18 protein-coding genes are annotated in these 18,697 nt (G+C 65.9%); 11 read left to right on the top strand and 7 right to left on the bottom strand.

Annotated elements, in window-relative coordinates; translation table 11 throughout:
• Positions 1-40: 40 nt before the first annotated feature.
• Positions 41-628 (bottom strand): TetR/AcrR family transcriptional regulator, encoded by a 588-nt coding sequence (locus tag EJA05_RS03465; RefSeq protein ID WP_125857320.1) that lies wholly within the window; start codon positions 626-628, stop codon positions 41-43.
• Positions 629-760: 132 nt separating this feature from the next.
• Between EJA05_RS03465 and EJA05_RS03460 the strand changes: the two genes are divergently transcribed.
• The 3 genes from EJA05_RS03460 to EJA05_RS03450 all read left to right on the top strand — a co-directional run bounded on the left by EJA05_RS03460 (position 761) and on the right by EJA05_RS03450 (position 3,134).
• Positions 761-1,972, top strand: coding sequence for an MFS transporter (locus EJA05_RS03460; protein ID WP_125857319.1), 1,212 nt, complete (start codon positions 761-763; stop codon positions 1,970-1,972).
• 428 nt (positions 1,973-2,400) lie between these two features.
• On the top strand, positions 2,401-2,877 hold the full coding sequence (locus EJA05_RS03455) for an Lrp/AsnC family transcriptional regulator (protein WP_125462492.1): 477 nt from the start codon (positions 2,401-2,403) through the stop codon (positions 2,875-2,877).
• 53 nt (positions 2,878-2,930) lie between these two features.
• Entirely contained in the window at positions 2,931-3,134 is a 204-nt protein-coding gene (locus EJA05_RS03450; RefSeq protein ID WP_011535816.1) for a DUF2788 domain-containing protein, read from the top strand.
• Between the two features lie 102 nt (positions 3,135-3,236).
• Here EJA05_RS03450 and EJA05_RS03445 read toward each other — a convergent pair whose 3' ends face one another.
• The 4 genes from EJA05_RS03445 to EJA05_RS03430 all read right to left on the bottom strand — a co-directional run bounded on the left by EJA05_RS03445 (position 3,237) and on the right by EJA05_RS03430 (position 9,238).
• Complete coding sequence (locus tag EJA05_RS03445) at positions 3,237-3,866, bottom strand: pseudouridine synthase (RefSeq protein ID WP_125857318.1); 630 nt, start codon at positions 3,864-3,866, stop codon at positions 3,237-3,239.
• Positions 3,867-3,872: 6 nt separating this feature from the next.
• Positions 3,873-5,360, bottom strand: a complete 1,488-nt coding sequence (amn, locus tag EJA05_RS03440) for an AMP nucleosidase (RefSeq protein ID WP_190306030.1) — start codon at positions 5,358-5,360, stop codon at positions 3,873-3,875.
• A gap of 124 nt (positions 5,361-5,484) precedes the next feature.
• A complete protein-coding gene (locus EJA05_RS03435) occupies positions 5,485-7,137 on the bottom strand; it encodes an acyl-CoA dehydrogenase family protein (RefSeq protein WP_125462489.1) in 1,653 nt (550 codons plus the stop codon).
• Positions 7,138-7,246: 109 nt separating this feature from the next.
• Positions 7,247-9,238, bottom strand: a complete 1,992-nt coding sequence (locus EJA05_RS03430; RefSeq protein WP_125462488.1) for a sensor histidine kinase — start codon at positions 9,236-9,238, stop codon at positions 7,247-7,249.
• A gap of 264 nt (positions 9,239-9,502) precedes the next feature.
• Here EJA05_RS03430 and EJA05_RS03425 point away from each other — a divergent pair, with 264 nt between their 5' ends.
• The 8 genes from EJA05_RS03425 (at position 9,503) to lnt (ending at position 17,150) form a co-directional block, all read left to right on the top strand.
• On the top strand, positions 9,503-10,300 hold the full coding sequence (locus EJA05_RS03425; RefSeq protein WP_125857316.1) for a hydroxymethylpyrimidine/phosphomethylpyrimidine kinase: 798 nt from the start codon (positions 9,503-9,505) through the stop codon (positions 10,298-10,300).
• Between the two features lie 14 nt (positions 10,301-10,314).
• Positions 10,315-10,938 (top strand): thiamine phosphate synthase, encoded by a 624-nt coding sequence (gene thiE, locus EJA05_RS03420; protein ID WP_125462486.1) that lies wholly within the window; start codon positions 10,315-10,317, stop codon positions 10,936-10,938.
• Positions 10,939-10,955: 17 nt separating this feature from the next.
• Positions 10,956-12,239, top strand: a complete 1,284-nt coding sequence (gene hemL, locus EJA05_RS03415; protein WP_125462485.1) for a glutamate-1-semialdehyde 2,1-aminomutase — start codon at positions 10,956-10,958, stop codon at positions 12,237-12,239.
• A gap of 246 nt (positions 12,240-12,485) precedes the next feature.
• On the top strand, positions 12,486-13,031 hold the full coding sequence (locus EJA05_RS03410) for a tetratricopeptide repeat protein (protein ID WP_125857315.1): 546 nt from the start codon (positions 12,486-12,488) through the stop codon (positions 13,029-13,031).
• A 262-nt stretch (positions 13,032-13,293) separates the two neighbouring features.
• Positions 13,294-14,292, top strand: a complete 999-nt coding sequence (locus EJA05_RS03405) for a PhoH family protein (protein ID WP_125462483.1) — start codon at positions 13,294-13,296, stop codon at positions 14,290-14,292.
• Positions 14,285-14,758 (top strand): rRNA maturation RNase YbeY, encoded by a 474-nt coding sequence (ybeY, locus tag EJA05_RS03400; RefSeq protein ID WP_125857314.1) that lies wholly within the window; start codon positions 14,285-14,287, stop codon positions 14,756-14,758. Before EJA05_RS03405 ends, ybeY begins: the two co-directional genes overlap by 8 nt.
• Before the next feature lie 26 nt (positions 14,759-14,784).
• Complete coding sequence (locus tag EJA05_RS03395) at positions 14,785-15,624, top strand: HlyC/CorC family transporter (protein WP_110993410.1); 840 nt, start codon at positions 14,785-14,787, stop codon at positions 15,622-15,624.
• 8 nt (positions 15,625-15,632) lie between these two features.
• On the top strand, positions 15,633-17,150 hold the full coding sequence (lnt, locus tag EJA05_RS03390; protein ID WP_125857313.1) for an apolipoprotein N-acyltransferase: 1,518 nt from the start codon (positions 15,633-15,635) through the stop codon (positions 17,148-17,150).
• A 252-nt stretch (positions 17,151-17,402) separates the two neighbouring features.
• On the opposite strand, the gene EJA05_RS03385 is transcribed toward lnt, so the two are convergent.
• Entirely contained in the window at positions 17,403-18,164 is a 762-nt protein-coding gene (locus tag EJA05_RS03385; protein ID WP_125462480.1) for a YdcF family protein, read from the bottom strand.
• Between the two features lie 129 nt (positions 18,165-18,293).
• On the bottom strand, positions 18,294-18,608 hold the full coding sequence (locus EJA05_RS03380) for a hypothetical protein (RefSeq protein WP_125857312.1): 315 nt from the start codon (positions 18,606-18,608) through the stop codon (positions 18,294-18,296).
• Between the last annotated feature and the right edge of the window lie 89 nt (positions 18,609-18,697).

Below are 18,697 nucleotides of genomic sequence, written 5' to 3'. Positions count from 1 at the left end.
CGCACAAGGCCGGCTGATGAAATAGCGGACAGCGACCGCGCTACCCCTGCGCCAGCAATCCGCGCAACAGCAACTCCAGCGCCGCCAGCGCCTGGGCCAGCCGAGCATCGCCCTGCTCGCCCTGAGCGACCCAGAACGCCGCCTCGGTCAGGCTGCCATGGACCATCGCCGCCAGCGCCCATGGGTCGGCCTCGGCCACCACCTGCTGCTGAATCAACCCGGCGAGCAGTTGCTGCAGCGAAGCGACACAGCGCTGTTGCGCCTCGGGCGAGGCGCCGCCCAGCACCGCCCGCGCATCACGCAGGACGATGCGCTGGATCTGCGGCTCGCGGGCCATGCGCAGGTAGGCCTGGCAGCGTTGGCGCAAGCCCTCCCAGGGGTCGCTGGCCGCGTCTGAAATAGCCTGCAGGCGGGCGTCCATCTCAGCGTCGATTTGCGCCACCACCGCCGCCAGCAGGCCCTGCTTGTCACCGAAGTGGTGATAGAGGGCGCCACGGGTCAGGCCGGCACGGGCCGTCAGGTCGTCCATCGACGCGTTTGCATAGCCCTGTTCGCTAATGACCTGGCGGGCCACCGCCAGCAAAGCGGCGCGGGTTTCTTCCATTTCGGCGCGGGTACGGCGAACCATCACTCCCCCTTACATACACTGCGTATGAATATTTACATTCACATCGTATGATTATTTAATCATACGTGCTGTACGTATTAATTCCGCCCCCGCTCTGCCCCGGCAAGTGGTGTGGCTCAAGGAGGAACCGAAATGCCTAATCCCTACACCCGACTTTTTGCCTTGCCCGGCACGCGGGGCTTTGCCCTAGCGGCGCTACTCGCTCGCTTGCCGCTGCCGATGAGCGGGATCGCGATCATCACCCTGCTGTCACACACACGCGGCAGCTATGCCCTGGCCGGGGCGGTATCGGCCACCTTTGTGCTGACCTACGCGCTGCTTTCGCCACAGGTGTCACGCCTGGTCGACCGCCTGGGGCAGCGTCGGGTACTGCCGCTGGCCAGCCTGATCAGCGTGGCCGGCCTGCTGTTGCTGGCCGCTGCGGCATGGTTGCGCAGTGCCGATTGGCTGCTGTTCGCAGCGGCGGTCCTCAGCGGCTGCATGCCCAGCATGTCAGCCATGGCCCGTGCGCGCTGGGCCTACCTGTACCGCGGGCAGCCGCTGTTACAGAGCGCCTACTCGCTGGAGACGGTGTTCGACGAGGCCAGTTTCATCGCCGGCCCGCCCCTGGCGATCGGGCTCGGGGTGGCCCTGTGGCCGGCGGCCGGCCTGCTTGGCGCCGCCACGCTGCTGGCGCTTGGCACCCTGGCACTGGTGCTGCAGAGGGCCAGTGAGCCGCCAGTAGGCGCAGTGGATCTCACACCCTCGCGCAACCGGCCGCTGTGGCGCCAGCCGAGCCTGCGCCGGCTGACCTTGCTGATGGTGGCTATGGGGGTGATCGTCGGCACGGTGGACATCGTCAGCGTGGCGTTCGCCAGTGAACGCGGGCAACCGTTCACGGCCAGCCTGGTGCTGTCGGCCTACGCCATCGGCTCCTGCGCGGCGGGCCTGCTGTTCGGCGCCGTGCGCTGGCCGTTGCCACTGCCACGCCAGCTGCTGGCGGGCGCGCTGGCGACGGCGCTGGCCACCCTGCCTTTGCTGATGGTCGACTCCCTGGCCGGGCTGGCCGGGGCGGTGCTGCTGGCCGGGGTGTTCTTCGCCCCGACCATGATCATCGCCATGACCCTGGTGGAGCGTTGCGTCGCCGCGCAGCAGTTGACCGAGGGCTTGACCTGGTTGCTGGCCGGGCTGAACGTCGGCGTGGCACTGGGTGCTGCTGCGGCGGGCCAACTGGTGGATGCGACGACACCCGGCCAGGGCTTCGTCATCGCCTTGGCCGGCGGGCTGCTGGTACTGCTGAGCGCAGTGGCCGCGAGCCTGCGGCCGGGCGCGGCGCGGGCAGAAACACCGGCTGTCCCGTCCTGAAACAGCTGCGCACTATCGACGCCATCGCGGGGCAAGCCCGCTCCCACGCTACTGGTGGTGCAGGCGTGGGAGCGGCGGTGCGCCGATGCGACTTGCCCCGCGATTGGGCGCAATAAAAAAGGGAGGCCTTGCGGCCTCCCTTCGGGAATTGTCGTCCGTGCTCGGCACTTGTGGTACCGGCTCACCTCGCGCCGCCTTCTGGGCAGTGCGTAGCCCGGGGGCCGTGCCGATCCGGTTGGAGGGCTGGCCGCGAGCGCCCGTCTGGGGCGCCTCGCCGTGGACTGATGTCCGGGCAGTGATTCTGGTGATAAAGATAGGCGAGCCGAGGGGGCAGATGATTGCGAAGATTGCTCTGATAAATACCGCTTGCGCAATTTTTCACTCAGGATCGATAATTCGCCGCAATCCGAACAGAAAAGGCCCTATTCATGAGCAAGCTCGACCGCTATGACCTGAGCATCCTTGCCGAATTGCAGCGTGACGCGCGCATCTCCAACCAGGAACTGGCCGAGCGCATCGGCCTGTCGCCCTCCCCTTGCTCGCGCCGGGTCAAGCAGCTCGAAGACGACGGCTACATCTCGCGCCAGGTGGCGCTGCTGGACCGCAAGAAGCTCGGCCTGAGCCTGACCGCCTATGTGCTGATCGGCATGGACCGCCACACCCCCGAGCGCTTCGAAACCTTCGAGGCGGCGATCCGCAACCTGCCGCAAGTGCTGGAGTGCAGCCTGGTCACCGGGATGGACGCCGACTATCAGCTCAAGGTGGTGGTGCCGGACATGGACCACTACCAGAAGCTGCTGCTCGGCAGCCTCACCCGCATCGACGGCGTGACCAGCGTACGTTCGAGCTTCGTGCTCAACCAGGTGCTGGCCAGCACCGAGCTGCCATTGACCCACCTGCGTTGAAACCCTGCGCGCCCGGCGTATGATCGGGCTCTTATCCTGCCTGGAGTTGACCGATGGATCCCGCCGTATTCGAAGAGTGGATGATGATCGTCCTCGTCACCGTGCTGATCGCCTTCATGGGCTTCATCGTCTGGGACCTGGCGAAAAAATCCAAGGCTGGCCGCTTCGGCACGCTGATCCTGTTCTTCGTGCTGGGCCTGGGCGTGCTGGCGTTCATCATCAAGAGCGTGGTGGTGGGGTTTCTGGAAGGGGTTTAGGGACCTATCGCGGGGCAAGTCGCATCGGCGCACCGCCGCTCCCACGAATGTGAGGAATGTGGGAGCGGCGGTGCGCCGATGCGACTTGCCCCGCGATAGCGATCAGAGCTTCGGCGGCACTTCCCGCCACGTCCCCTGCTCCAGCCCTTCGATTGTCCAGTCACCAATCCTCACCCGCACCAGCCGCAAGGTCGGCAAGCCCACCGCCGCGGTCATGCGCCGCACCTGGCGGTTGCGCCCTTCACGAATCACCAGTTCCAGCCACGCCGTCGGCACGCTCTTGCGAAAGCGCACCGGCGGGTTGCGTGGCCATAGCGTGGGCTCGTCGAGCAAGCGGGCTTCGGCTGGCAAGGTCGGGCCATCATTGAGCTCGACGCCGTCGCGCAGGCGCTGCAACTGCTCCGCGCTCGGCTCACCCTCCACCTGCACCCAGTAGGTCTTGGCCAGCTTGTGCTTGGGGTCGGCGATACGTGCCTGCAGGCGCCCATCGTTGGTCAGCAGCAGCAAGCCTTCGCTGTCGCGGTCCAGGCGCCCGGCCGGATAGATACCGGGGATGTCGATGAAGTCCTTGAGCGTGGCCCGCCCTTCGCCGTCGCTGAACTGCGTGAGCACGTCGAACGGCTTGTTGAACAGGATCAGGCGCGGTTCGGCCGGCGGCACCTTGGCCTGGCGACGTGGGCCGGAAGGCCGCGCCGCCGGGCGGCGCGGAGTATTGCGTGGTGGCAGGGGCATGGATCCTCAGCGGAACGGCGGCTCATCGAAGCTGCGCAGTTTACGCGAGTGCAGCGAGTTGAGCTCGGTACGCAGCAGGTCGAGGGCGGCGATGCCGATCTTCAGGTGCTGGCTGACCGCGCGGTTGTAGAAGGCGTTGGCCGAGCCGGGCAGCTTGATCTCGCTGTGCAGCGGTTTGTCGGATACACACAGCAAGGTGCCGTACGGCACCCGCAGCCGGTAGCCCTGCGCGGCGATGGTGCCGCTTTCCATGTCCACCGCCACGGCACGCGACAGGTTGATCAGCGGGCGTTCCTGGGCCCAGCGCAGCTCCCAGTTGCGGTCGTCGTAGGTGAGCACGGTGCCGGTGCGCAGGCGCTTCTTGAGTTCCTCGCCACGCTCGCCGGTAACCTGCGCCGCCGCTTCCTGCAGCGCCAGCTGCACTTCGGCCAGGGCCGGGATCGGGATGTTCGGCGGCACCACGCGGTCGAGGATGCCGTCACGGCGCATGTAGGCGTGGGCCAGCACGTAGTCGCCGATGGTCTGCGACTGACGCAGGCCGCCACAGTGGCCGATCATCAGCCAGCAGTGCGGGCGCAGCACCGCCAGGTGGTCGGTGATGTTCTTGGCGTTGGAAGGGCCGACGCCGATATTGACCAGGGTGACGCCATCGCCGTCGGCGGCGATCAGGTGGTAGGCCGGCATCTGGTAGCGGTGCCAGACCACGCTGGCCACCAGGGCCTGGGCCTCGCCGTTGTCCATGCCCTTTTCGATGACCACGTTGCCCGGCAGGACCATGCGCACGAAGCGTGGGTCCTCGCGCAACTGCTCAAGGCCATGGCTGATGAACTGGTCGACGTAGCGGTGGTAGTTGGTCAGCAGGATCCACGGCTGCATGTGCCGCCAGTCGCTGCCGGTGTAGTGCACCAGGCGGCGCAGCGAGAAGTCGACACGGGCCGCGTCGAACAACGCCAGCGGCAGAGTCTCGGCGCTTTCCCAGTCGTACAGGCCATCGGCGATGTTGTCGGTGGCGGCCGACAGGTCGGTGCTGGGGAACACCCGCGCCAGCTGCGCCGCGGTGATGCCGCTGCCGGCCAGTTCGTCGCCCTGGTCGACCACGTAGGGGTACGGGATGTTCTGCTCGCTGACGCCGACTTCCACGGTCACCGTGTAGTCGTGCATCAATGGCCGCAATTGCTCAAGCAGGTAGCCACGGAAGGCGGCGGGCTGGGTGACGGTGACGCTGTAGGTGCCGGCCACCTGGACCTTGGCGTAGGCGCGGGTGGTGGCGGCGACTTCGCCCTGGCTGAAGTAGGTCAGGCGCAGCGCCGGGTAGCGGAACAGCGCACGCTCGTCCTGGCCCGGTTCGGTACGGTCCTTGAGGTAGCGCTTGAGGGCCTGGCTCAGGGCGCCGGTGGCTTGTTCGTGGAGGGCCGCCAGACGGTCGACGGCCTGTTCGGGGGTATCAACGACTTCAAACGCTTGGCTCACGCTGGGCTTCCTGTCTTCTGACATGCATGACAGCCATCTTGCCTGCGTTGCCAGGCAAATACACCCCCGATAATCGGCACTGAGCCTTTCGCGGGGCAAGCCCGCTCCCACGACGGCATCGTGGGAGCGGGCTTGCCCCGCGATGTCGTTATCCGCCCCAGACCGGCGTCGCCCTGGCCACCAGCGCCTCGACATCCACCCCGCGCGGCAATGCGCCATAGACCCGCCCGCCGCCACCCAGGCGGCTGGCGATGAAGGCATCGCTGACCGTGGCGTTACCGGCCTCGAGCAGCAGCTTGGCCTGCAATGCCACGGCAATGTCTTCGGTCAGTTGCCGAGCCCGGTACTGAATGTCGCCGGTATCGGCAAACGCCCCTTTGAGGTTGCCGATGAACGCCGCCAGGCGTGGATCGCCATGACCATCGCCCAGCTCGATGAACAACGCATCCAGCACACCCGGCTCCTTCGACAGCGCCCGCAGCACGTCCAGGCACTGCACGTTGCCGGAACCTTCCCAGGTCGAGTTGACCGGCGCCTCACGGTACAGCCGCGGCAGGATGCTGTCCTCGACATAGCCCGCACCGCCCAGGCACTCGGCGGCCTCGTTGATCATCCCCGGCGCGCGCTTGCAGATCCAGTACTTGCCCACTGCCGTCACCAGGCGGGCGAAATGCGCTTGCTGCGGGTCGTCGAGCTGCTCCAGGGCCTGGCCCATGCGCAGGCTCAGGGCCAGCGCCGCCTCGCTCTCCAGGGCCAGGTCGGCGAGCACGTTCTGCATCAGCGGCTGCTCGCTCAACACCCGTCCGCCGACCTTGCGGTGGGCGCAGTGATGGGCGGCCTGGGTCAGCGCCTGACGCATCAACGCGCTGGAGCCGACCATGCAATCGAAGCGGGTCATGGCCACCATCTCGATGATGGTCGGCACACCCCGACCCTCTTCGCCGATCATCCACGCCAGGGCGCCACGGAACTCCACCTCGCTGGAGGCATTGGAGCAGTTGCCGAGCTTGTTCTTCAGGCGCTGGATATAGAACTGGTTGCGCTGGTCGTCCGGGCGGTGGCGCGGCAGCAGGAAGCAGCTCAGGCCCTTGTCGGTCTGGGCCAGGGTGAGGAAGGCGTCGCACATGGGCGCCGAGCAGAACCACTTGTGCCCCACCAGCTCGTAGGCCTGGCCCGGGCCTGGGGCGCCGACCGGGTAGGCGCGGGTGGTGTTGGCGCGTACATCGGTGCCGCCCTGCTTCTCGGTCATGGCCATGCCGATGGTCACCCCGGCCTTGTGCCGGTCGCCGACGTTGCGCGGGTCGTATTCGCGGGCGAGGATCTTCGGCAACCAGTAGCTGGCCAGCTCCGGCTGCAGCCGCAGCGCCGGCACGGCGGCGAAAGTCATGGTCAGCGGGCAGCCGGTTCCGGCTTCGGCCTGACTGTGCAGGTAGGTCATGGCGGCCCGCGCAACATGGGCACCCGCGCGCGGCTCGGCCCAGGGCAGCGAGGGCAGGCCATGCTCGACCGCGGTGCGCATCAGCTCGTGGTAGGCGGGATGGAACTCCACCAGATCCACCCGGTGGCCGTAGCGATCATGGCTGCTGAACTCGGGCTTGTGCGCATTGGCGAGGAACCCGGCGGCCATCAGCGGGCCGCCGGCCAGTGCCCCGTAGGCATCGATCCGCGGCTCGGCCCAGCCGGCGCCAAAGCGTCGCGACCATTCCTGCAAGGGCTGGTCGAGGCGGTACAGGTTGGCGCCGTCGAGGGCCGGCGGCTGATTGGTGACTTCGTGGGTTTCGGCGAACTGGTGCAGGTTCATCGGGGGGCCTCATGGATCCGCTCATGCCTGGAAAACCCAGTGAAGCACCGCAGCCCGCACAGTCAAAGTGACAAAACTGCCGATGAGCAGATCATTTCCTGCCCGCCCGTCAGTAGCGCCTGCGCCCCGTCGCCGCCCGGCTGGAAGTCACCTGCACCTGGGCCACGGTCAGGATCAGGCTCAGTTCGAAGCGGCTGCCCAACCCCGGGGTAGACTCGTGCGACAGCTGCGCGCCAACCAGTTCGCCCAATTGGCGGCAGATCGACAGGCCGATGCCCAGGCCGCCGTAGCGCCGCGTCATCGAACCATCGACCTGGAAGAAGCGCTGGTACAGCACGGCCTGGTCGAGGTCTTCGAAACCGATGCCGCTGTCGCTGACGGTCAGGCTCAGCGCCAGCCGGTCGGGCCCGATGCGCCGGCCACGCACCTGAACGGTCACGCCCCCCTGATGGGTGAACTTGAGGCCGTTATCCACCAGGCAGGCCAGGCAGCGGGCGAGCTTCTGCGCATCGCCCACCAGGCTGTCGGGCACGTCGGCGGGGATATCCAGGGTCAGGTACAAGCCCTTGGCCAGCGCCTGACCGGCGTAACCGGCACGCAGTTCCTGGAGCAGGCGGCGCAGGCTGAACGGCACACCGTGGTTGCGCAGGCGGCCGGCCTGCAACTCGGTGAGGATGAGGATGTCGTCGACCATGGCCATCATGTCCTGGGCGGAACCGGCGGCCGTGCGGTGGTACTGGGCCTGCTCGGCGCTCATGGGCAGGGTGTGCAGCAGCTCCAACGAGCCGATCACGCCGTTCATCGGGGTGCGCAGCTCATGGGTGACGGTGGCAAGGAACTCGTCTTTCAGGCGATTGCTGTGGGCCAGTTGCTGGTTCAGTTGCTCGAGGGTGCGCCCGGTCTCGCGCAGGGCCTGGGCCTGCTGCTCGCGCAGGCTGTTGATGCGGTCGGCCAGGGCCAGTGACAGCAACGCCACCTCCAGCGCCGAGCCGAGCTGGCTGGCGTACATGGTAAGGAACACATTAGGCAGATAGCCCAGCACCATCAGGGTGTTGACCAGCCCGCCCAGCAGGAAGGCGGTCCAGGCGATGATGAACCAGCGCGCCACCCGCACCCCGCGCCACCAGGCGTACAGGCCTGCGCTGAAGATGCTCACGGTGAACAACAGCGCCAGCACAGTGGCCATGCGCAGCGCAATGCCGTAACGCAGGGTCACCGCCAGCACCATGACCAGCGCGCCACCCGCCATCAGCGCCATCAGCAGGCGGTCGAAACCACGGCTGAGCCGGCCCAGTTGCAGGAAATGGCGGGCGAACTGGCAGCCGAAAAGCCCGGCGGCGCCGATGAACAGGGGCGTCGCGGCATTCGCCCACCACGGGCTGTCCGGCCAGAAGTAGGCGATACCGGCGCCGTTGACCGACACCTGGTACAAGCCGAAGGAGGCGATGTAGAGGATGTAGTAGAGGTAACTGACATCGCGCACGCTGAGGTAGATGAACAGGTTGTAGACCAGCATCACCAGCAGCACGCCATAGATCATGCCCAGCACATACAGGCGGGTGGGCTGGTCTTCAAGGTACGCCTGGGTCGACCACAGCGTCAGCGGCGCCTGCACCGAACCCTGGCTGTGCAGGCGCAGGTAGGCGGTGGTTGCCTGCCCAGGTTGCAGGGGCAGCTCGAACAGGTAGTTGTTCTGGCGAATCTGCCGGCTGGCATAGGGCAATGCATCGCCAGTGCGCTGGGCCAGGCGAAATACCCCTTGGGCATCCGGCAGGTAGAGTTCGAGATGGTCCAGCGGCGGGTAAGCCAGCTCCAGCAACCATTGGCGCGGCGCGGCGGAGGGGGTGGCGGCGTAGTTCAGGTCGATTCGCAGCCAGAACACCGAGGTCGAGTAACCGGCATTGAGCACCTCATGGGGGTGCGCCTGAAAACGGCTGGCAAAGGCAGGCGCGCTGACCTGGCCAATACTGGCGCTGCCATCGTGGTCCTCGTAGACCTGCATGAACCTGCCCAGTGGCAGTCGTGAGGTGCTGGCGTCGAATTCGACCGCCCCGGCGAACAGGGGCAAGCAGCCCAGAAGCACAATCAGCAAATAGCGCATACAGCCCCAGCATGGCCTGTCCGTTCGCGTCGCGTTGCCTCCCTTCCCTTTGAGACGACGTGATCCGGCAGAGTCCGTTGATCGAATTATCCGAGCACTCTAGCATAGCTTTCCGGCAAGACCAGAGGCCACACCAAATTTGCATGAAACAGCTCTAGCATGCGCATTACAGGATAAACATCGCGACCATCCTGACCACTCGATCAGCAAATCTTGCGCGGCGACCGATCCGCACAAAAAGGTTTGGTGATAAGCTCGCCGACCATGAATACCTACAGCTCCCGCCCCGTTGTCCTCTGTCTCTCCGGCCACGACCCAAGTGGTGGCGCCGGGCTGCAGGCAGATATCGAAGCCCTGATCGCCCAAGGCTGTCACGCCGCACCGGCCGTGACCGCCCTGACCGTGCAGGATACCGTCAACGTTTCCGACTTCCGCGTGCTTGACCGCGAGTGGGTGCTGGCCCAGGCCAACGCCGTGCTGGCCGACTCCACCGTGGCCGCGGTCAAGCTGGGCATGCTCGGCTCGATCGAAATGGTCGACACCGTGGCCGAACTGCTCAAGGCTCACCCGCACCTGCCGCTGGTCTGCGACCCGGTGCTGCGCGCCGGCGGCGGTGGCCGCCTGGGCAAGGACGAGGTCGGCTACGCACTGCGCGAGCGCCTGCTACCGCTGGCCACCATCGCCACGCCGAACCTGCCCGAGGCGCGTATCCTCGCCGAACTGCCGGACGGCACCGCCGACGAGTGCGCCGCCAAGCTGCTGCCATTCGTCGAGCACCTGCTGATCACCGGCGGCCACGGCGACGAGGACGAAATTCACAACCGCCTGTACAGCCGCGATGGCCAGCAGCACACCTGGACCTGCCAACGCCTGCCCGGCAGTTATCACGGCTCGGGCTGCACCCTGGCCAGCGCCCTGGCCGGCCGCCTGGCCCTTGGCGAGCAGCTGCAAAGCGCCGTGCGCAGCGCCCTGGACTACACCTGGCGCACCCTGCGTGACGCCGAGCAACTGGGCAAGGGCCAGTACGTGCCGAGCCGCCTGCCCCTGGATTTCTGCTCCTGACACGAGGCCACCCGATGAAGCTCCGCGGTCTGTATGCAATCACCGACAGCCAGCTGCTCGCCGGCCGTTTCCTCAGCCACGTCGAGGCGGCACTCGAAGGCGGCGTCTGCCTGCTGCAGTACCGCGACAAGAGTGACGATGCCGCGCGCCGCCTGCGCGAGGCCGAAGCGCTGATGACCTTGTGCGAGCGCTACGGCACCCAGCTGATCATCAACGACGACGCCGAACTGGCCGCACGCCTGGGCGTCGGCGTGCACCTGGGCCAGACCGACGGCCCGCTCACGCCGGCCCGCGCCCTGCTCGGCCGCCAGGCCATCATCGGTTCCACCTGCCACGCCAGCCTTGAGCTTGCCCAGCAGGCCGCCAAGGAAGGCGCCAACTACGTCGCCTTCGGCCGCTTCTTCAATTCTGTCACCAAGCCGGGCGCGCCGGCCGCCAGCGTCGATCTGCTGGAACAGGCCCGCGCCCAGGTCAAGTTGCCGATCGCCGTGATCGGCGGCATTACCCTCGACAACGCCGCCCCGCTGGTCGCCCATGGCGCCGACCTGCTGGCGGTGATCCACGGCCTGTTCGGTGCCGACAGCGCGCAGGAAGTCACCCGCCGCGCCCGCGCCTTCAACGCCCTGTTCGCTTCCTGATTTCGAGAGAAGATCCCATGTCCCGTTCCGAAGCCCTGTTCGCCCAAGCCCAGAAGCACATCCCCGGCGGCGTCAACTCGCCGGTCCGCGCTTTCAAGAGCGTCGGCGGCACTCCGCTGTTCTTCAAGCACGCCGAAGGCGCCTACGTCGTCGACGAGGATGACAAGCGCTACGTCGACTACGTCGGCTCGTGGGGCCCGATGATCCTCGGCCACGGCCACCCGGACGTACTGGACGCCGTGCGTAATCAGTTGCAGCACGGCCTGTCCTACGGCGCCCCGACCGCGATGGAAACCGAGATGGCCGACCTGGTCTGCTCGCTGGTGCCATCGATGGAGATGGTGCGCATGGTCAGCTCCGGCACCGAAGCCACCATGAGCGCCATCCGCCTGGCCCGTGGCTACACCGGCCGTGACGCCATCATCAAGTTCGAAGGCTGCTACCACGGCCATTCCGACAGCCTGCTGGTCAAGGCCGGCTCGGGCCTGCTGACCCAGGGCGTGCCCAGCTCTGCCGGCGTACCGGCGGACTTCGCCAAGCACACCCTGACGCTGCCGTTCAACGACATCGCCGCGGTCGAGAAAACCCTCGCCGAAGTCGGCCAGACCGTGGCCTGCATCATCGTCGAGCCGGTGGCCGGCAACATGAACTGCGTACCACCGGCGCCGGGCTTCCTCGAAGGCCTGCGCGCACTGTGCGACAAGCACGGCGTAGTGCTGATCTTCGACGAAGTGATGACCGGCTTCCGTGTCTCCCTGGGCGGTGCCCAGGGCTACTACGGCATCACCCCCGACCTGTCGACCTTCGGCAAGATCGTCGGTGGCGGCATGCCGGTCGGCTGCTTCGGCGGCAAGCGCGAAATCATGGGCTGCATCGCCCCGCTCGGCCCGGTCTACCAGGCCGGCACCCTGTCCGGTAACCCGCTGGCCATGGCGGCCGGCCTGACCACCCTCAAGCTGATCAGCCGCCCGGGCTTCCACGACGAGCTCAGCGCCTACACCAGCCGCATGCTCGACGGCCTGCAGCAGCGCGCCGATGCCGCCGGCATCCCGTTCGTCACCACGCAGGCGGGCGCCATGTTCGGCCTGTACTTCAGCGGCGCCGATGACATCGTCACCTTCGACGACGTGATGGCCAGCGATGCGGACCGTTTCAAGCGCTTCTTCCACCTGATGCTCGACGGCGGCGTGTACCTGGCGCCGAGTGCGTTCGAGGCGGGCTTCACCTCCATCGCCCACGGCGACAAAGAGCTGCAGATCACCCTGGATGCGGCCGAGCGGGCATTCGCCAAGCTGAAGTAAGGCGCCTGCCGGTACTGGCCAGATCGCGGGGCAAGCCCGCTCCCACGTGACTCAGCTCTGCGTGGGAGCGGGCTTGCCCCGCGATCTGGCCGGTGAATGTGACCCCTCTCACAAACACTGGCAAAATCAGCAGCCTTGGCTCGGGGTGTAGAATTTCCAGTAAAACTTTGTAAGGTTGGCGCTGCTTATCCCATAATGTGCCACCAGAGACCTTGGCCGTAGCTTTGCAGAGGTAAGTCGATCCCCATGAACCGCACCGGCCGCGCCCTGACCATGGGCTGCCTGTTGCTTCTTCAGCCCCTGCTGGCCCTGGCGGAGGGCGGTAACTCGTTGCTGATTCCAGCGACGGGCCGCTGCACGCTGAATGCCGCGCCGGAGGATCAGGAGACTGCCCTGAAGGCCTGCGAGCAAACGGCGGAATCCGGGGATGCCGAAGCACAGTACGAGCTGGGCGAGTTCTATTACAGCGGTACCCCCCGTCACCTCGACAATGCACTCAAGTGGTTCGAGAAGGCCTCACTGCAGGGCCACGCCCAGTCGCAGTATCGCCTCGGTTCGATGTTCTTCCACGGCGAAGGAGTCAAGGCCAACAACGTGCAGGCCTACATCCTGCTGAAGATGGCTGCGGTCAACGGCGCCGAAGATGCACTGGACATGGCCGACGAAGTCACCGAGCAAATGCCGCGCGACGAGCTTGAGCATGCCACCCAGGTGCTCGGCCAGATCTTCCGCAAGTACCTGCTGGAACTGCAGAACGCCGAAGGGCGCACCCCGTTCTCTCCCCTCCCCTGACGACAGCCCTATCACACGGACGTAAGAAATGCCGATCAAGATGGGTCGAGGATTTCCCGTGCTCGCGCCGGCTCCATTGCGGAGCACACGGAACTGTTTTTGGAGGCAGCCCAAAACAGGCCATAACGTGGGAGCGGGCTTGCCCCGCGATGAGGCCGCCAAGGGCACTACCGACCCTTGATCGTTTCAGTGCTTTCGCCACTGCCACTCAAGGGTTATTCTTGAGCTCACATTCATTGCCGTCGAGCGGCTAAAAACCACCTTGAACGCACCCATACAACCCCATCGCTTCATCCTCGAACCTTTCGAGGCCAACCGTTTCGCCAACCTGTGCGGCCAGTTCGACGAGCACTTGCGCCTGATCGAGCAACGCCTGGCCATCGAAATCCGCAACCGCGGCAATCAATTCGAGCTGATCGGCGAACCCAAGACCACCTCCGCCGCTGAACAGTTGCTGCGCCGCCTCTATCGCGAGGCCAAGGCCAGCGAGCTGTCGCCGGAAACGGTCCATCTCTATCTCCAGGAATCAGCGGTCGAGAACATCGGCAACCCCGCTGTCAATGAAGTCAGCGTCTCGCTGCGCACGCGCAAGGGTAAAATCACGCCGCGCGGCGTCAATCAGCAACGCTACGTCAAAGAGATCCTGGCCAACGACATCAACTTCGGCGTCGGCCCGGCCGGTACCGGCAAGACCTACCTGGCTGTGGCCTGCGCCGTGGATGCGCTGGAGCGCGAGCAGGTGCGCCGCATCCTGCTGGTGCGCCCGGCGGTCGAGGCTGGCGAGAAGCTCGGCTTCCTGCCCGGCGACCTGGCCCAGAAGATCGACCCGTACCTGCGCCCGCTGTACGACGCGCTGTACGAGATGCTTGGCTTCGAACACGTGGCCAAGCTCATCGAGCGCCAGGTGATCGAGATCGCCCCGCTGGCCTACATGCGCGGCCGCACGCTCAACAACAGCTTCATCATCCTCGACGAGAGCCAGAACACCACGCTCGAACAGATGAAGATGTTCCTCACCCGCATCGGCTTCGGCTCGACCGCGGTGATCACTGGTGACATCACCCAGGTCGACCTGCCACGCGGCACCAAGTCGGGCCTGGCTCATGTGATCGAGGTGCTCAAGGACGTGCCTGGCATCAGCTTCACCCATTTCCAGCCCAAGGACGTGGTGCGCCATCCGTTGGTGCAACGCATCGTCGAAGCCTACGACCGCTTCGAAGCCCGACAGGCCCAACCCGAGGCGCGCGGCAAAGATGCTTGAACTCGATCTGCAACGGGCAACGGATGCTGCCAGCCCGGATGACGCCGCCTTCCGCCGCTGGTGCGAGCTTGCCCTGCGCCAGCGCAGCGCCGACTCCGAGATGACCATCCGCCTGGTCGACGAAGCCGAAGGCCGCGAGCTGAACCATACCTACCGGCACAAGGACTACGCGACCAACGTGCTGTCCTTCCCCGCCGATGTGCCCGACGACCTGCTGGACATCCCGCTGCTCGGCGACCTGGTGATCTGTGTCGCCGTGGTCGAGCGCGAAGCTCAAGAGCAAGGCAAATCCCTCGAAGCGCACTGGGCCCATCTGGTCATCCATGGCTGCCTGCACCTGCTCGGCTACGACCACATCGACGACGACGAAGCCGAAGAGATGGAAGCGCTGGAACGGGAATTGCTGGCGGAACTGGGTCACCCGGACCCGTACGCCGACGACGAAATCGACCCAATCACACACTGACACTGCAAGGAACACGAGTAACCGCCATGAGCGAAGACCGATCGAGCAACGGGCAAAAGTCCTGGCTGGGTAAACTGACCCAGGCTTTTGCCCATGAGCCGAAAAACCGCCAGCAGCTGCTTGAACTGCTGCGCGAAGCCCATCAGAACAAGCTGCTCGACAGCGAAGCGCTGACCATCGTCGAAGGCGCCATCCAGGTCGCCGACCTGCAGGTGCGCGACATCATGGTGCCGCGCTCGCAGATGATCAGCATCAAGGCCAGCCAGTCGCCACGCGAGTTTCTGCCAGCGGTGATCGATGCCGCGCACTCGCGCTACCCGGTGATCGGCGAGAGCCATGACGATGTGCTTGGCATCCTGCTCGCCAAGGACCTGCTGCCGCTGATCCTCAAAGAGAACGGCGACAGCTTCAACATCAAGGACCTGCTGCGCCCGGCCACCTTCGTGCCCGAGTCCAAGCGCCTGAACGTGCTGTTGCGCGAGTTCCGCGCCAACCACAACCACATGGCCATCGTCATCGACGAATACGGCGGTGTGGCCGGCCTGGTCACCATCGAAGACGTGCTTGAACAGATCGTCGGCGACATCGAAGACGAGCACGACGTCGAGGAAGACAGCTACATCAAGCCGCTGCCCAGCGGCGACTTCCTGGTCAAGGCACTCACCCCGATCGAGAACTTCAACGAGTTCTTCGACAGCGAATTCTCCGATGACGAGTTCGACACGGTCGGCGGCCTGGTGATGAGTGCGTTCGGCCACCTGCCCAAACGCAACGAGACCACCGAGATCGGCGGCTACCGCTTCCGCATTCTCAACGCCGACAGCCGGCGGATACACCTGCTACGCCTGACACCGATCAACCGTTAAGGACGAACATGCGCTGGATCACCCGCCCCGGCTGGCCCGGTAACCTGCTGGCCATGGTGGCCGGCGCTTCCACCCTCCTGGCCCTGGCGCCTTTCGACATCTGGCCGTTGGCGCTGCTGTCCATCGCCCTGTTCTACGCCGGCCTGCGTACCCTCAGCCCGCGCCAGGCCCTGGCCCGCGGCTGGAGCTTCGGCTTCGGCCTGTATGGCGCCGGCACCTGGTGGATCTACGTCAGCATGAACACCTACGGCGGCGCCTCGCCGTTGCTGGCGATCCTGCTGCTGCTGGCGTTCTTCGCCTGCCTGGCGTTTTTCTTCGCCTTGCCGGCCTGGCTCTGGGCGCGCTGGTTGCGCCGCGACGAGGCGCCTTTGGCCGATGCGCTGAGCTTCGCTGCGCTGTGGCTGCTGCAGGAAGCTTTCCGCGGCTGGTTCCTGACCGGCTTCCCATGGCTCTACGCCGGCTACAGCCAGCTTGACGGCCCCTTGGCCGGGCTGGCGCCGCTCGGCGGTGTGTGGCTGGTGTCGTTCTGCCTTGCGCTGACTGCGGCATTGCTGTGCAACCTGCTCCGCCTGCGCGCGCGCCCATCGTTCCTGGCCATCGGCGCCGTGTTGCTGGTGGCGCCCTGGGTCGTCGGCATGGCGCTCAAGGGCCACGCCTGGACCCAGCCGGCCGGCGACCCGCTCAAGGTCGCCGCGCTGCAGGGCAACGTCGAACAGGACCTGAAATGGGACCCGGCCCACGTCAACGCTCAGCTGGCGCTGTACCGTGACATGAGCTTCAGCTCAAAACCGGTAGACCTGCTGATCTGGCCGGAAACCGCGGTACCGGTGCTCAAGGACCAGGCCCAGGGCTACATCGACATGATGGGGGCGTTTGCCGCCGAGCGGCATTCGGCGCTGATCACCGGGGTGCCGGTACGGCAGATGGTCCACCACCAGCGGCGCTACTTCAACGGCATCACCGTAGCCGGTGAAGGCGACGGCCTGTACCTCAAGCAGAAGCTGGTGCCGTTCGGTGAATACGTGCCGCTGCAGGACATGCTGCGCGGGGCGATCGAGTTCTTCAACCTGCCGATGTCGGACTTTGCCCGCGGCCCCGCGGACCAGCCGCTGCTGCAGGCCAAGGGCTACCAGATTGCGCCGTACATCTGCTACGAAGTGGTCTACCCCGAGTTTGCCGCCAGCCTGGCAGCCCGCAGCGACCTGCTGCTGACCATCAGCAACGACACCTGGTTCGGCACCTCGATCGGCCCGCTGCAGCACCTGCAGATGGCACAGATGCGGGCACTGGAAGCCGGCCGCTGGATGATCCGCGCCACCAACAACGGCGTGACCGCGCTGATCGACCCGTTCGGCAAGATCACCACGCAGATCCCGCAGTTCGAGCGTGCGGTGCTGTATGGCGAGGTAGTGCCGATGCAACAGCTGACGCCTTACCTGCAATGGCGTTCGTGGCCGCTGGCGATTGTCTGTGCATTGCTGCTGGGTTGGGCGTTGCTGGCCGGGCGGATTGCCAAGACCGTCTGATAGCGCTCGCAAGGGCCTCTTCGCGGCGGTTCGACGCTTCGATAAACCCGCTCCCACATGGACCGCGCCAACCTCGAGGCAAGCATCGTACCTGTGGGAGCTGGCTTGCCAGCGATGAGGCCAGCACTGACAACATAAGACAGTTGCTCCCACGGGTTCGCCGCGGCCCTCAAGGCTTGCATAGTAGCTGTGGGAGCGGGTTTATCGAGGCGTCGAACCGCCGCGAAGAGGCCGGCACCTGCGGTGCAAGAATCAGTAGAACAGCCGATACCCCACCAGCCCCACCGCCTCGTTCAGCAACTGCCCGCTCTGCCAGATCGCCCGGCTTTCCGGCAGCAACCCCGCGAACGGCCGGGCATGATCGCGCCCGAGGAACCCCACCGGCGCCGGCACCACCTCGAACCCGGCACGCTCAAAGCTCCAGCGCGAGCGCTGCATGTGCCAGGCCTGGGTCACCACCACCACACGGCGGATCCCCAGCGGCTGCAAAACCTGCGCGCTGAGCGCGGCGTTCTCCCAAGTGGTATGGCTGGCCTCTTCCTTCCAGCTGACCGAGACACCGAAATCTGCCTGCAGCCGCTCAGCCATCAACTGCGCCTCACTCGGCGGCGTGCCATAGTGCAGGCCGCCGCTGGTCAGCACCGGCAATCCGGACGCCTTGGCCAGTTGCGCGGCATAGCGCATGCGCTCCAGGGCCAGGTAGGAAGGTTGATCGCTGCCGCCCCAGGCCGGATCGCCTCGATCACGCCCGGCGCCGAGCACCACGATGGCATCGGCACGGCTTGCCAGGCTCGCCCAGCTCTGCGGCGCCAACGCAGGCTCCGTTTCCAACTGCCGGGCCGCCTGCTCCACGACCAACGGCAGGCTCATCAGCCACAGCCCGCCCAGGCCCAGTGCAAAGCACGCAGCCGCCAGGCGCGGCCGGCGCCGGCGCCACCACCAGGCCGCCAGCAGCAACAGCAGCAGCACGCCCGGCGGCATCAGCCATTGTTTGATGAAAAAGCGAATCGGCATCGCACACCTCCATGGAAGGCATGCAGCCTAAGAGGATCGGCGTCGGGCCTCAAGGGGAGGTCGACGCCGATCGCAGTGTGGGTATTGAAGAACCGGCGCGTGAGCACGTGCGCCTGCAAACCTGAACGGCTATCGGGATGGCTGCGTCCTGGATCTTGCTGGAGCAGTGGCGCGTTTTCGATCCTTGAGCCAGATGATCCTGGCCGAGGATGGTTCCGGTTGCGGGTAGGCACCGGCGCTTGCATGGTGACCTGCCGGGAGTGACTCCAGGTAGGCCTTGATCACCTCGAACTCGGCGTGGCTCAGGCCACGCAATTCCAGTTCGGCAGGCATCTCGTCGCGCAATCGTACCGAGGTTCTGGCCACTTCCAGTGCCAGGCCCAAGCGGTCGATCAGGCGTTCGTAAAGCTCCGGTTTGCTTGCAGGTAGTTGCGACTCTCCCATCCGTTCACCTCATTGAAGGTAAGAATATCTCCCCCCACAAATGAGCTTAGCGTTGTCATGAAAAGCAGCTGCCCGCCGCGACCAACGGC

Source organism: Pseudomonas oryziphila, from assembly GCF_003940825.1.
Classification (GTDB): Bacteria; Pseudomonadota; Gammaproteobacteria; order Pseudomonadales; family Pseudomonadaceae; genus Aquipseudomonas; species Aquipseudomonas sichuanensis.
The sequence above is the reverse complement of the archived record's forward strand: the minus strand, read 5'-3'. Positions and strand labels throughout refer to the sequence as shown.